This window comes from Kribbella sp. NPDC050820 (assembly GCF_040653975.1).
Lineage (GTDB): Bacteria > Actinomycetota > Actinomycetes > Propionibacteriales > Kribbellaceae > Kribbella.
The window spans coordinates 65,167-78,374 of record NZ_JBFAHB010000045.1; the positions used below are offsets into that span (position 1 = coordinate 65,167).

General features: G+C 68.1%; 15 protein-coding genes. 13 read left to right on the forward strand and 2 right to left on the reverse strand.

The features are described 5' to 3' along the window. Nucleotides 1–46 precede the first annotated feature (46 nt). The 3 genes from AB0H36_RS30940 to AB0H36_RS30950 all read left to right on the forward strand — a co-directional run bounded on the left by AB0H36_RS30940 (nucleotide 47) and on the right by AB0H36_RS30950 (nucleotide 1,426). Complete coding sequence (locus tag AB0H36_RS30940; protein ID WP_360531386.1) at nucleotides 47–712, forward strand: fasciclin domain-containing protein; 666 nt, start codon at nucleotides 47–49, stop codon at nucleotides 710–712. Between the two features lie 194 nt (nucleotides 713–906). After that, complete coding sequence (locus AB0H36_RS30945) at nucleotides 907–1,275, forward strand: sigma factor (RefSeq protein ID WP_360531389.1); 369 nt, start codon at nucleotides 907–909, stop codon at nucleotides 1,273–1,275. Then, nucleotides 1,205–1,426: a sigma factor-like helix-turn-helix DNA-binding protein gene (locus AB0H36_RS30950; protein WP_360531392.1), complete on the forward strand. Its 222-nt coding sequence runs from the start codon at nucleotides 1,205–1,207 to the stop codon at nucleotides 1,424–1,426. The genes AB0H36_RS30945 and AB0H36_RS30950 overlap by 71 nt, the downstream gene beginning before the upstream one ends. Here the strand turns inward: AB0H36_RS30950 and AB0H36_RS30955 are convergent. Beyond that, entirely contained in the window at nucleotides 1,369–1,677 is a 309-nt protein-coding gene (locus AB0H36_RS30955; RefSeq protein ID WP_360531431.1) for a hypothetical protein, read from the reverse strand. The two genes, AB0H36_RS30950 and AB0H36_RS30955, sit on opposite strands and share 58 nt — an antisense overlap. Before the next feature lie 31 nt (nucleotides 1,678–1,708). Here AB0H36_RS30955 and AB0H36_RS30960 point away from each other — a divergent pair, with 31 nt between their 5' ends. The 10 genes from AB0H36_RS30960 (at nucleotide 1,709) to AB0H36_RS31005 (ending at nucleotide 12,108) form a co-directional block, all read left to right on the forward strand. Next, nucleotides 1,709–2,176 carry an anti-sigma factor gene (locus tag AB0H36_RS30960; RefSeq protein WP_360531394.1) on the forward strand — a complete coding sequence of 156 codons (468 nt, stop codon included), beginning with the start codon at nucleotides 1,709–1,711 and terminating at the stop codon, nucleotides 2,174–2,176. A gap of 110 nt (nucleotides 2,177–2,286) precedes the next feature. Further along, the gene (locus AB0H36_RS30965) at nucleotides 2,287–3,105 is read left to right on the forward strand and encodes a MerR family transcriptional regulator (RefSeq protein WP_360531397.1); all 819 of its coding nucleotides are present in this window, start codon (nucleotides 2,287–2,289) and stop codon (nucleotides 3,103–3,105) included. A 216-nt stretch (nucleotides 3,106–3,321) separates the two neighbouring features. Continuing rightward, nucleotides 3,322–4,977, forward strand: coding sequence for a ubiquinol-cytochrome c reductase cytochrome b subunit (locus AB0H36_RS30970; RefSeq protein ID WP_360531400.1), 1,656 nt, complete (start codon nucleotides 3,322–3,324; stop codon nucleotides 4,975–4,977). 107 nt (nucleotides 4,978–5,084) lie between these two features. Next, the gene (locus AB0H36_RS30975; RefSeq protein ID WP_360531403.1) at nucleotides 5,085–6,176 is read left to right on the forward strand and encodes a polyprenyl synthetase family protein; all 1,092 of its coding nucleotides are present in this window, start codon (nucleotides 5,085–5,087) and stop codon (nucleotides 6,174–6,176) included. A gap of 22 nt (nucleotides 6,177–6,198) precedes the next feature. Further along, complete coding sequence (gene crtI / locus AB0H36_RS30980) at nucleotides 6,199–7,725, forward strand: phytoene desaturase family protein (protein ID WP_360531406.1); 1,527 nt, start codon at nucleotides 6,199–6,201, stop codon at nucleotides 7,723–7,725. Further along, the gene (locus AB0H36_RS30985; protein ID WP_360531408.1) at nucleotides 7,722–8,666 is read left to right on the forward strand and encodes a phytoene/squalene synthase family protein; all 945 of its coding nucleotides are present in this window, start codon (nucleotides 7,722–7,724) and stop codon (nucleotides 8,664–8,666) included. The genes crtI and AB0H36_RS30985 overlap by 4 nt, the downstream gene beginning before the upstream one ends. After that, nucleotides 8,663–8,992 (forward strand): lycopene cyclase domain-containing protein, encoded by a 330-nt coding sequence (locus AB0H36_RS30990; RefSeq protein WP_360531411.1) that lies wholly within the window; start codon nucleotides 8,663–8,665, stop codon nucleotides 8,990–8,992. Before AB0H36_RS30985 ends, AB0H36_RS30990 begins: the two co-directional genes overlap by 4 nt. Continuing rightward, a complete protein-coding gene (locus AB0H36_RS30995) occupies nucleotides 8,989–9,345 on the forward strand; it encodes a lycopene cyclase domain-containing protein (protein WP_360531414.1) in 357 nt (118 codons plus the stop codon). The genes AB0H36_RS30990 and AB0H36_RS30995 overlap by 4 nt, the downstream gene beginning before the upstream one ends. Nucleotides 9,346–9,485: 140 nt before the next feature. Then, complete coding sequence (locus AB0H36_RS31000; protein WP_360531417.1) at nucleotides 9,486–10,946, forward strand: FAD-dependent oxidoreductase; 1,461 nt, start codon at nucleotides 9,486–9,488, stop codon at nucleotides 10,944–10,946. 7 nt (nucleotides 10,947–10,953) lie between these two features. Further along, nucleotides 10,954–12,108, forward strand: a complete 1,155-nt coding sequence (locus tag AB0H36_RS31005) for a DUF5914 domain-containing protein (RefSeq protein WP_360531420.1) — start codon at nucleotides 10,954–10,956, stop codon at nucleotides 12,106–12,108. A 283-nt stretch (nucleotides 12,109–12,391) separates the two neighbouring features. Here the strand turns inward: AB0H36_RS31005 and AB0H36_RS31010 are convergent, their stop codons facing one another. Beyond that, the gene (locus tag AB0H36_RS31010) at nucleotides 12,392–12,526 is read right to left on the reverse strand and encodes a hypothetical protein (RefSeq protein ID WP_360531423.1); all 135 of its coding nucleotides are present in this window, start codon (nucleotides 12,524–12,526) and stop codon (nucleotides 12,392–12,394) included. Between the last annotated feature and the right edge of the window lie 682 nt (nucleotides 12,527–13,208).

The following is a 13,208-nucleotide window of genomic DNA, read 5'->3' on the forward strand; positions in this document are numbered from 1 at the left end:
GAGCGGCGGCAACGAGGCCGCCGCCGACCGTCCGAAAGGTTGTCCGATGCGAAACACCACCCGACGCCTGACTCGCTACCTGACCGCCGCAGCGGTCGCCGTGGGAATGCTCGCAACCAGTGTCATCGCCTCCGCGGCACCGGCCGGTGCCACCCGCCCGTTGGGGACGAAGAGCTTGGCCAGCGTGCTCGCAGCCGACGGCGACACCTTCGATCGCAACTGGAACGACTACGACGTCCTGACGCAGGCGGTCGGCGCCGTTCTCGCCGCGAAGCCGAACAGCCCGGTCAAGGTCCTGGCCGACGGAACGGTCCGGTTGACGGCGTTCCTGCCCAGCGATCGCGCGTTCCAGCTCCTCGCCAAGGATCTGACCGGTAAGACGTACCGCACCGAGGCCGAGCTGTTCAGCGGCCTGGCCGGGCTCCTCGGCGTGAACACGATCGAGTCGGTCCTGCTCTACCACGTCGTCCCCGGGGCCACGATCGACAGCAGGACCGCCCTGCGGTCCGACGGCGCCAAGCTCACGACTGCGCTGTCCGGCGGCACCATCAAGGTCGACGTGCTCAGCAAGCGCTGCCGTCTGATCAGGCTCGTCGACGCGGACCGGAACGACGCCAACCCGCTGGTCAACCCGTGGGCACTGGACATCAACAAGGGCAACCGGCAGATCGCCCACGGCATCTGGCTGGTACTCCGCCCGCTCGACATCTGAGTGCCCGGTGTCGCGGTCGTGCACCATCGAGTGCATGACCGCGACGCCACACGGCGTGACTTGGGTAACTCCTGACATCGGCGCGCATCCGCGTGCACTTCTTCTGCGGAAGGTACAGGCGAAGAGCGCTTTGCCGAGGAGAACCCTGATGACCGGCTGCTGCCGCCGACCCCCGCTGGTGGGAAGGCGGCTGCATGCCGCGGTTTCGCCGGTGCTACCAGGACCGTACCGGTGAACCCTCTCCGGGCGGTGGACCGCCTGCGGCTGGAGGGCTCCGATCCGGCGCGCCCTCGCCGTCCGAGATCGCGAAGGGCTTCGCCGACGGCCGCGAACAGAGCCTCGCGGATGCGTACGCGCGGTGGTCCAGCCTGGTCTTCACCCTCGCATTCCGGACTCTGGGTGATCGTGCGGACGCTGAGGATGTCACTCAGCAGGTGTTCGTCTCGGCGTGGCGCGGCCGCGCAACCTTCGACCCCGGCTCAGGTTCACTGGGTGCCTGGCTCACCGGTATCACCCGGCACCGGATCGCGGATCGGCTCGCCGCCCGCAACCGCGATAAGTGAACGGCGAAGCATCTTGCGGCTCGCCTTCTACGAAGACCAGACACAGCCGCAGATCGCCGAAGCACTCGATCTGCCGCTGGGCACGGTCAAGAGTCATGTCCGCCGCGGCTTGCTGTCACTACGCGACCGGTTGAGGGAGGTGCACGGGTGACGACGCATCTTGATGACGAGCTCCTCGCGGAGTGGGCGCTCGAAGGAAACAGTCCGGATCCCGGCGCCGCCGATCATCTCCAGCACTGTGCTCGCTGCCGTGACAACCTCGCCGAGTTGCAGTCCGTGGCAGACCTGGCAGCAGGACTTCCCCGCCTGGAGAATCCATCGCCGGATCTGTGGCAGCGTGTCCGCGGCGAGGTGAATCTTCTCGTCGGCGACGAGGAGTCCGTCGCTGGACCTGAGCCGCACGCGGCCGCACCCTCGCCGCACACACGCACCGATGGGGCGAGCGCGCGAACCAGAAGATTCGGGCCGAGGTGCGCTCGCCTTGGCCGCGAGCGTGGCGGCGCTCCTCGGTCTGGGCGTCGGCGTCGCCGGCACCCTCGTGCTGACCGATCGCGAAGACACGCCCAACAAGGTCGAGGCGATGATCAGGCTCGAACCGCTGACCGGCAGGGTGGGGGGCGGTACGGCGGATCTCGTCCAGTCCTCGGCCGGGAACCAGTTGAAGGTCGATGCGTCCGGCCTGGACGCGACCAGCGGATTCTACCAAGTGTGGCTGATCAACGCCGACGGCAAGCGGATGGTGTCTCTCGGCATCCTGAACCCGCGAACCGGTGGCACTTTCCAGATCCCCGCTGGGCTCACCAGCCAGGGTTACCAGATCGTCGACGTCTCCCTGGAGCCCCGCGACGGCAACCCTGAGCACTCGCACGACAGCATCATCCGCGGCACTCTCCCGAGCTGAGCATCAATTGCCGGTCCCGGTCGTTTTCGTGCCATCGTTGAGTCATGCGAGCGTCGGATGCGCCGATCGATCGGACCGAACGGGTCGCGACCGTTCTGCCGGTTGGGCAGGTGGCGCGGCTGCTGGACATCCCTGCGGTGACGCTGCGCACGTGGGATGCGCGCTACGGTGTCGGTCCGTCCGCCAGGACATCGGGACTCCATCGCCGGTACACGCCCTGGGACATCGACCGGCTGCGCCGAATGCAGCGTCTGATCGCCACCGGGATCTCCGCAGGCGACGCCGCGCAACTGAGCCTCCAGGACAGCTTGCCGGCCGCTGCCGTGGACCAGGACCGCCGCATCGCCGAGCTCGCGGAGTCGGTCGCGGTCGACGAGCTGGCTGGTGTCCTCGACGACTACCTGATGACGCACGGCGCGGTTGCAACGTGGACGGAGCTGGTCTCGCCGGCGTTTCGGATCCTGGAGGAGCGTTTCGGCCGGCTCGGTGATTGCACCGACATCGAGATCCTGCTTGCGGATGCGGTGCAGGCCGCCGTCGCGCGCTACCTCGACCGGCGCGTGCTGAAGTCGGGGGCCGGTCGTCCGGTGCTTCTCGTGCAGTGTCCTGAGGAACGCCATACCTTGCCGTTGACCATGCTGAAAGCGTCTCTGCTCGAAGTCGGTCGACCGGTCATCCTGCTGGGCTCGGACGGCACCGACCGCGCCGTGCTGCAGTCAGTCACCCGATCCAAGCCGCGCGTCGTCGTACTCTGGGCTCTCGTCCGCCGCCCGGGGCAGCTGCGTCTGCGCAACCGCATCGAGGCCGCCGGTTGCCCGGTGCTGCTCTCCGGGCCCGGCTGGCCGGCCTCGGCCGAGCCGCTCAACGACCTGCCTTCGGCTGTCGACCGGCTGACGAAACGGCACCGGTTCACGCGGAACGGCGGCTGAGCCGCCTACGGAGGCGTGGTTCTCCCGCGGTAGCGGGTGGATCGCAGCGCCACGCCGGCCGGGCCCCGCCGCGCAGGGCGCGGCCTGTCTCCGAATCGTTGCCGCCGGGAACGACCGCTGACCGGACCACCTGACACGCCCGACTTTACCCAGCGCTCCTCTCGTGCATCAATTGTGCATAAGTTCTGCATCAGGACTGCCCCCGGAGGTGACGAAGTGGCAGCCGAACTACCCAAGCCGGTGGCCTGGGCGGACGATCGCCTGGGACTGGCCAAGATCGGCCGGAAGAATCTGCGCAAGGTGTTCCCGGACCACTGGTCCTTCATGCTCGGGGAGATCGCGCTCTACAGCTTCATCATCCTGATCCTCACCGGCATCTTCCTCACGCTGTGGTTCAAGCCGTCGATGGCCGAGATCGAGTACCAGGGCTCGTACAGCCTGCTCAAGGGCCTCACGATGTCGGAGGCGTACGAATCCACGCTCGCCATCTCGTTCGACGTCCGCGGCGGCCTGCTGATGCGGCAGATCCACCATTGGGCCGCGATTCTGTTCACCGCGGCGATGAGCATCCACCTGCTGCGGATCTTCTTCACCGGCGCGTTCCGCAAGCCGCGTGAGCTCAACTGGATCATCGGGATCGTCATGCTGTTCCTCGGAGTGGTCGAGGGTTTCATCGGCTACGGCCTGCCCGACGACCTGCTCTCCGGCACCGGTCTGCGGATCACCCAAGGACTCGTGCTCGCGGCGCCGGTGGTCGGCTCGTACCTGAGTTTCTTCATCTTCGGCGGCGAGTTCCCCGGCGACGACTTCGTCTCCCGCTTCTACACGGTCCACGTGCTCCTGATCCCAGGCATCCTCCTCGCGCTGATCACGGTGCACCTGTTCCTGGTCGTGTACCACAAGCACACGCAGTACCCGGGCCCCGGCCGGACCAACAACAACGTGGTCGGCTACCCGCTGATGCCGGTGTACATAGCCAAGGCCGGCGGCTTCTTCTTCGTCGTGTTCGGCATCACCGCCCTGATGGGTGCCCTGATGCAGATCAACCCGGTCTGGCTGTACGGCCCGTACAACCCGGCGGAGGTGACGGCCGGCTCCCAGCCGGACTGGTACATGGGCTGGCTCGACGGCGCGGTCCGCCTGATGCCCGGTCTGGAGTCCGAGCTCGGGACGGTCACGATCAGCTGGAACATCCTCCTACCCGCCTTGCTCGTACCTCCCCTGTTCATCGGCTTCGTTGCGCTCTACCCGTTCATCGAGGCATGGATCACCGGCGACAAGCGCGAGCACCACCTGCTGGACCGGCCCCGCAACGTCCCGACCCGCACCGGCATCGGCGCCGCGATGATCACCTTCTACGGCGTGCTCTGGCTGAACAGCGGCAACGACCTGATCGCGACGCACTTTCACACCTCGATCAACACGATCACCTGGATCTGCCGGTTCCTGGTGATCCTCGGCCCGGTCATCGCGTTCTGGATCACCCGGCGGATCGCGATCTCGCTGCAGCGTGCCGACAACGAGCGGATCCTGCACGGCCTGGAGACCGGCGTCATCGTCCGCTCCCCCGACGGCGCGTACTTCGAGAAGCACACTCCGATCTCGAACTACGAGGCCTACATGCTCACAGCCCGGGATCGCGTCAATCCGGCCGAGACGCCGCCGGCCGCCGACGGGAACGGCGTGGCCAGACCCCATCGCCGCCGGGACCGGCTCCGGGCCGCACTCTCCCGCTTCTACTTCGCCGACGCGGCGCAAAAGCCGACCGCGGGCGAGGTCGAGGCGGCGCGCAGGCATCAGACCCCACCGGAACTCGACGACGTCCGGACCGACGACCGGACCGACGAGGCAACACCTTCCCGGAGAGGGTGATCCGATCGACTCGAGAGATTTCGCCGCTACCTGAATCCGCCAAGGCGTGTCGGGCGGAAGTACTGGACGAAGGTTTGCCGTCGTCCGTGGTTCCCGGTGGAGGTCGAGTGTATTCAGCCGTAACAACCCACGATCGTCTCAACTCCTGGTTCGGTCGACGGGCCGCCGAGACTCGGGAGCTCGTTGTCGACTTCGCAGCTCGCCAGGCTGCCGATCACTTCACCTTCCCGCAGACCCATGTCCTCGGGTCCGTCCTGAACGACTTCGTCGGCCGTGGCAAGTTTGTTCGTTCGACCTTCGCGTATCTGGGGTGGCGGTGCGGACAGCCCGACGACGGCCGAGCCGCGCAAGCAGCGGCGAGTCTGGAACTCCTTCATGCCTTCGCCTTGATGCAGGACGACGTGATGGACGATTCAGAGGTCCGCCGAGGTGCGCCGGCAGTCCACGCACAGCTCGCGAACTGGGCGGCGAGGCGCGGCTACCGAGGTCAGCCGGCCGACTTCGGGCGTTCGGCGGCCGTGCTCCTGAGTGATCTCTGTTTGATCTGGGCCGAACGAATGCTGCGGGAAGCGGGCCTGGGTCGGGTCGCGATGGACCGTGGATGGCGAGTGTACGACCTGATGAGGGCCGAGCTCGCCGTCGGTCAGTTCGGCGATCTGCTCAACGAAGCCTCAGCTCAGCCCGCTCTGCACGACGTGCTCGATGTCGCGCGTCGCAAGTCGGGCAACTACACGGTGCGCCGTCCGCTGGAGCTCGGAGCGGCCCTCGCCGGCTGCTCGCCCGACATCACGGCAGCCCTGGGTCGGTACGGCGAGGCCATCGGTGAGGCCTTTCAACTGCGCGACGACCTGCTCGGTGTCTTCGGCGACCCGGCGGTCACCGGAAAACCGGTTGGCGACGACTTGTTCCAGGGCAAGGCGACGACGGTCATCGTTGCCGCCCACGAGCTGGCAGAGAACCGGCTGGCGACCGAGCTCGAGCGGTTGGCCGCCCGACGACCCGATCACCCCGAAGACCGAGCCGAGTGGGTTCGGCACTGGCAGGACGTGATTCGCGAGAGCGGTGCGGAGAAGTGGGCGGAAGAATCGATCGCCGAGAGAGTCGAGCGCGCCGTCGCCGCCCTCGCACCGGCGGTCACCGGCTTCCCGCGCGACGCACTCGTCCTACTCGCTGATCAGGCAACCCGGCGCAGCGCATGAGCCCCGGACCAGGAGGACACCGATGATGCGCCGGGTCACCGGACGCACTGACCGCGTTGTCGTGGTCGGTGCCGGCTTCGCGGGACTCGCCGCAGCCGCCCACCTGGTCGGCCGCGACCGGCAGGTCGTGGTCCTGGAGCGGGGCAAGGTACCTGGCGGCAGGGCCGGCCGGCTGATGCAGAACGGTCATCGCTTCGATACCGGACCGAGTGTCATCACGATGCCCGACGTCATCGAGGACGTGTTCCAGGCGATGAGCAGGTCCAGCCGGGAGTTGCTCAAGCTGACCGAGCTCACGCCGGCGTACGACGCTCGCTTCGCCGACGGCAGCTCCTTGCTCGTGCATCGCGACGAGGCACAGATGTACGACGCGATCAAGCCGTTCGCCGGCGTCCGTAACGCGGAAGGCTACCGACGCCTGCGGGCCTGGCTCGAACGTCTGTACCGCGCCGAGTTCGATCGCTTCGTCGCCGCGAACTTCGACTCTCCCCTGTCGCTGCTGACCCCGCAGCTCGCGCGCGTCGCGGCGCTGGGTGGATTCCGGCGACTCGACCCGGTCATCGCCGGCTTCATCGACGACGAGCGACTGCGACGCGTCTTCACGTTCCAGTCCCTCTACGTCGGACAGGCGCCGTACGACGCCCTGGCCCTCTACGCCGTGATCACCTACATGGACACCGTGGCCGGCGTGTACTTCCCATCCGGCGGGGTCAGCCGTCTACCCGACGCACTCGCGGAGGCAGCGACCGACGCCGGCGTGAAGTTCCACTACGACGCGAACGTCCGAACGCTGGAGAAGATCGGCGACCGGGTGACAGCGGTCATCACCGAAGACGGCCGGCGATTCTCCTGCGACGCCGTCGTTCTGACCACCGAGATCCCAGTCAGCTACGACCTGATGGGCACTTCACCGCGCCGGCCGGTCCCGCTGCGGGCCGCGCCGTCCGCAGTCGTGCTCCACGCCGGGTTGAACCGGGAGTACGCCGACGTGGCCCACCACACCATCTCCTTCGGCGCCGCGTGGCGAAAGACCTTCCAGCAACTGATCCGGGACGGCGAGCTGATGTCCGATCCGTCCTTGCTCATCACCCGTCCGACCGCGACCGACCCGCAGCTCGGTCCGCCCGGCCGCGACACGATCTCGATCCTGGCGCCCGTACCGAATCTCACCACGGCGCCCGGCATCGACTGGGACACCATGGCCGAGCGGTACGCCGACGAGCTCGTGGACCTGGTCGAGCAACGACAGATCCCGGGTCTGGCCGGCGCCGTCACCACCCGGCACCTGATCACACCGGCCGACTGGGCCGAGCAGGGCATGGTGGCCGGTACACCGTTCGCATGGTCCCACAGCTTCTCCCAGACGGGACCCTTCCGCCCGGGCAACTTTCCTTCACGGACCGAGAACGTCGTCCTCGCCGGCGGCGGGACCGTACCGGGCGTCGGCGTGCCGACCGCTCTCCTGTCGGGGCGGCTCGCCGCGGACCGCCTCACCGGACCGGTCCGCACCGCCGGCCGGTCGAGGCTCAGAGCCGGAGGCAACCGATGAAGACCGCAGAACTCACCGCCGCCGGCATCCAGGACCCCTTCCTGGTCCGGTCGTACGTCAGCTGCCGGCGCCTGAACGCCGAGCACGGCAAGACCTACTACCTCGCGACCCGCATGCTCGCGCCGGAGCAGCGGCCCGCCGTACACGCCCTCTACGGCTTCGCCCGGTTCGCCGACGACATCGTCGATGTGCCCGACCCGCACGCGACCACGCAGGACATCGCCGACGCCCTGCTCGGGATCCAGGATCGGCTCAGGGCCGACCTCCGGACCGGCGGGAGCGACGACTGGATCCTCGCCGCGGTCGTCGACACGGCGCGGCGCTACGAGATCGATCCGGCATTGTTCGACGACTTCATGACCTCGATGCGAATGGATCTGGCCGTCGAGGAGTATCCGACCAGATCGGACCTGTACCGCTACACCCGCGGCTCGGCCGAAGTGATCGGGCTGCAGGTCCTGCCGGTGCTGGGAACGGTCGGCCGCCAGTCCGACGCCGCGCCGGCCGCGGCCGCGCTCGGCCTGGCGTTCCAGCTGACGAACTTCCTCCGCGACATCGCCGAGGACTTCGAGCGTGGACGCATCTACCTGCCGCTGGACGAGCTCGCCGCCCACGGCGTGGACCGAGACCTGATCGGCTGGTGTCTGCGGAATGGATGCACCGAGCAACGAATCGTGGCCGCCCTGCGCGAGCAGATCGCGCTGACCCGGGAGATCTACGCCGTCGCGGAGCGGGGCATCGACCAGCTCGCGCCGCGGTCGAGACCGTGCGTGCGAACGGCGTACGTCCTCTACTCGGAGATCCTGCAGCGGATCGAGGCGGCGGACTACAACGTCTTCGCACGGCGGGCGCGCGTCACCACCAGCCGGAAGGTGACGGTGGGAGGCGCCGCCCTGGTCCGGGCCCTGTGGGTACGGCGACGAGCAGGAGGTGCACGGTGAATCACCTGCAGTACCTGATCGTGATGGGCTTGTGCGTGGCGGTCACGCTGCCGTTGGAGCTGCTGGGAGCGCGGGTGTACCGCAGACCGCGTCGATGGGTACTGGCGTTGCTCCCGATCGTCACCGTGTTCCTGATCTGGGACGCCATCGCGATCGCGGCCGGCGTATGGGGCTACGACTCCGCCTACCTGACCGGGATCACGCTGCCCGGCAGCATTCCGCTGGAAGAGTTGGTGTTCTTCATCGTGGTCCCCACCTGCGGACTGCTCACCTACGAGACCGTGACGCTCATGCTCGGCCGCCGGAAGGCCCGGGACACGGCATGAGAGGACTCGGATACACGCTGCCCGCCGTACTGTCGGTCCTCGTCGTCGTGCTGCTGGAGCTCCGGTGGCTGCGCACGGGACTGTTCCGGCGTCCGGCGTACTGGCTCAGCATGATCATCGTCCTCGGCTTCCAAATCCCGGTCGACGGCTGGCTGACGAAACTGAACGCTCCCATCGTGCTGTACGCCGATCGGCACACCGTCGGCGTGCGCTTCCCGTGGGACATCCCGGTCGAGGACTTCGCGTTCGGGACGTCCCTGATCACCGCGACCCTGCTCGTGTGGGAGTACCTCAAGCTGCGCTCGAAACCCGGCACCATCACCGTGGACAACAGCGAACGGGAGCTTCGATGAACGCTGGACTCCCCCGCAGCCAGGTGCCCGCCGCCTTCGATGCCGGACGGCGACTGATGCCTCTGCCCCTCGGCCACGACGCCCGCATCGAGATCCACCGTCCACCGGCACCGCAGAGATCCGCTGTCCCTGATCGCCGGGTGACTGTCGTGGGTGGCGGCATTGCAGGCCTCTCCGCAGCGACTGCACTGGCCGAGCGCGGCGTCACAGTCACCCTCCTGGAATGCCAGCCGTACCTCGGCGGCCGGGTGGCCTCCTGGCCGCAGGAGCTGCGGGACGGAAGCGCGGTGTCGATGAGCCGCGGTTTCCACGCGTTCTTCCGGCAGTACTACAACCTCCGGCAACTGCTCCGCCGGACGGATCCCGAGCTGCGCCGGCTGGTCGCCGTACCCGACTATCCGCTGGTCGACGCGGAAGGCCGGACGGACACGTTCCGCGGGTTGCCGACGACGCCGCCCTGGAACGCCGTCCTGTTCGCGCTCCGCAGCCCGACCTTCGGCCTGCGTGACCTGCTGCGGTTGAACGCGCGCGCCGCATTGCCGCTCGCCACCGTCTCGGTGCCGGACATCTATCGACGACTGGACTCGGTCACGGCGGACGACTTCCTGGAAGCCATCAACTTCCCGCCGGCCGCGCGGCACCTGGCCTTCGAGGTGTTCAGCCGCAGCTTCTTCGCCCCACCGAGCCAACTCTCCGCCGCCGAGATGGCGCTGATGTTCCATCTCTACTTCCTCGGATCATCCGAGGGCCTGCTGTTCGACGTTCCTGACGCGGCTTTCGGCCCTGCGCTGTGGGAGCCGCTGGGACGGTACCTGGACGACCTGGGAGCGGACGTCGCCACCTCGGCCAGGGCCGACGCGGTCGAGCTGGGCGGTCCACGACGGTTCCGGGTGCATATGCCCGATCGCACCATCGATGCAGATGGCGTCGTACTGGCGGCCGACCCACGGGGGCTTCAGCACCTTCTGCAGCGCTCACCCGAACTCGGACTACCCGAGTGGCGTGAACAGGTCGCGAGCCAGCGCAACGCGCCACCGTTCCTCGTGCATCGACTGTGGCTCGATCGACCTGTGGACGCGGCGCGTCCCGCCTTCCTGGGAACAGCGGGACGGGGTGAGCTGGACAACGTCTCGGTACTCGAACGGTACGAAGCCGAAGCTCGCCGGTGGGCCGCAGCGGGCGGCGGCTCTGTCGTCGAGCTGCACGCGTACTCCGCCGATCCCGATCAGGCCGGCACGTTGGCGACGAGGCTCGAATCGCAACTGCATCGGGTCTATCCCGAGACGGCGGACGCGAAGACCGTCGACACCGTCTCGCTCTGGAACGACGACTGCCCGTGGTTCACACCGGGGTCGTTCACCGGCCGCCCGCCGGTCAGAACACCGGTCGACGGCTTGGTGCTGGCCGGCGACGGCATCCGGATCGACCTGCCCGTGGCGCTGATGGAACGGGCCGCGACCACGGGCTTCCACGCAGCGAATCTGCTCCTCAGCAACTTCGGACAGCCCGGTCACGAGCTGTACTCCGTTCCGAACAGACCGAGGATCCGGGGGCTGCACCGGCCCCGGCAACCGGAGAGGCAGCGTTGTGAACCATTTTAGAGACCGCGTGACACAACGGATCCGGACGACCTGGCCCGACGGTTGGCCGGTCCGGTTCCTTCCCCGGCAGGCGTGGAGCCGGCAGGAGCCGACGTACCGCGCGGCCTCACCGGCGGTCATCGACTCCGCGGTCAAGCGGGCCACGAACCGGGCCTCGGGCAACTGGTTCGTGTTCGCAGCCAGTCGCGAGGTCCTGGCGGACCGACCGCTGGGGATCGTGGTCGCGGGCGTCGAGCTCGTTGCCTGGCGCCACGTCAACGGCTCACTCCGCGTCGGCGAGGGCGCGTGCCCGCACCTCGGTGCGCCGCTGGCACTCGGCGCGATCGACTGCGGGAAGGTCGTGTGCCGCTGGCACGGGCTCGCCGTCGGGGGCGACGGCGACAGGACGGGCTGGCGATCGTTCCCGAGCCACGACGACGGCGTACTCAGCTGGGTGCGACTCGACGGCCCGGGTGGCGAGCAGCCGACCGATCGCCCGCTCGAGCTCGTTCGACCGCAAGGCGAGCGGGTGCTAGACGCGGTCGCCAGCATGGAAGGAATCTGCGAGCCCGTCGACATCGTCGCCAATCGCCTCGACCCGTGGCACGGCGCGTGGTTCCATCCGTACTCGTTCTCCGATCTCCGGGTTGTCGAGGTCCCGGAGGGCGTGGACGATCCCGCGGCAGATCGCTTCCTCGTCGATGTCACGTTCCGGCTGGGTGGGTCGATCGGCGTACCGGTGCGCGCCGAGTTCACCTGCCCCGGACCGCGGACGGTGGTCATGCGGATCCTGGCCGGCGAGGGAGCGGGCAGTGTCGTCGAGACCCACGCGACACCACTCGGCCTCGGCGACGACGGCCGTCCCCGGACCGCGGTGATCGAGGCAACGGTCGCAACGTCGGACCGCCCGGGCTTCGTCTGGGCGACCAGAGCCGCAGCCGCCCTCAGACCCGCGATGCGCTGGGCCGCCGGCCGCCTCTGGCTGGACGACCTCGCCTACGCCGAACGCCGCTACACCCTCCGCGCGTCGGCAGTTGCGGATCGACGTGCTGCCCGCACGGGGATTCACCACGAGTCGCAGGACGAGATCGACGAGAGGTCATTCGAGGCGTCCGGGAGCACGGGGGGTGATGGTCCAGAAGGTGGTCGGCATGTCCCAGCACGCCGACGGCGGCCGACTTGATCAGCCAGGAGCAAGACCGCGGATCCTCTGCGCCGTGATCAGGCTGTCTCCGGGTTCCCGGATGATCGGCTAGCCGCGGAAGTGGAGGTGGCCGGCGGCTTCGGCCATGGAGATGGGGTGGATGAGCCCGCTGGCGCGCGGGGGCGCCACGACGCCGCCCGAAGCGCCGACGGCGATTGCGTGTATGCAGGGCCTGGCCGCGCCGAGCGGCGATCTCGAGCCGCTGATCGATCTGTCCCTCAAAGTCAATCACCGCGCTCCCGATCTCCGGGGCGACGACGGACTATTGGCCGTCGTACCACTCCGCATCCACGCCAGTCCCGACCAGCCGTACCAGCGTGCTCTTACCGCTCTGCCGGCGCCCGCTCACGAGAACAAGCCGGGGATCGCCCATCGCCTCGTCAACCAGCGCGCGCATGCCGTCGCACTACACGTCCCAACGGCGACTCAGGCTCGCCACGGGATTTCGATTCATCCCTCACCCCGGCGAGCTCGTCCTGCCACTCGCTGTAGCCAAGCCACCCAACCAGAAGACGACACGAAACTCAGACCAAGCTTCCGATCCGGAGAGGCCGACCCAGCGGGCCCGGCAGGCCCTGTCACTCACCTCTTACGCCCCTCAATCAGCGCGAGAGGATGGTGATCGATGAGAACCGGTGCGAACGAGACCGTCCACGAATCCCTTGCCAAGAAGAGGTTTCGCTCATCATCGGCAAACCGCGATCAGTCTCAGCTGGAGATCAGCGGGTTCGGGGTTCGAGTCCCTGGCGGCGCACAACGGCCCAGGTCACGAAGGTGTCCTGGGTTTCTTCATGCCTGATGCGCAGCAATCTGCGGACCTTCAGCTGATTGCGACTGTGCGTCACATCACATGGTTTCGCAGCACTGCCGACTGGTCGGTGACTTCGAGCTGCTCGCGCCAGCCCGGTCGGACCACTGAACACGGCACCCGTGGAGTGTTCCGTTGCTAGTCCCCCGGAACGGCGACCGGTCGACTAGCCGCGGAGGTGGAGTTGGCGGGCGGCTTCGGCTATGGAGCCGGAGACTGAGGGGTAGACGGTGAAGGAGGCGGCCACCTGGTCGACGGTGAGGCGGGCGGC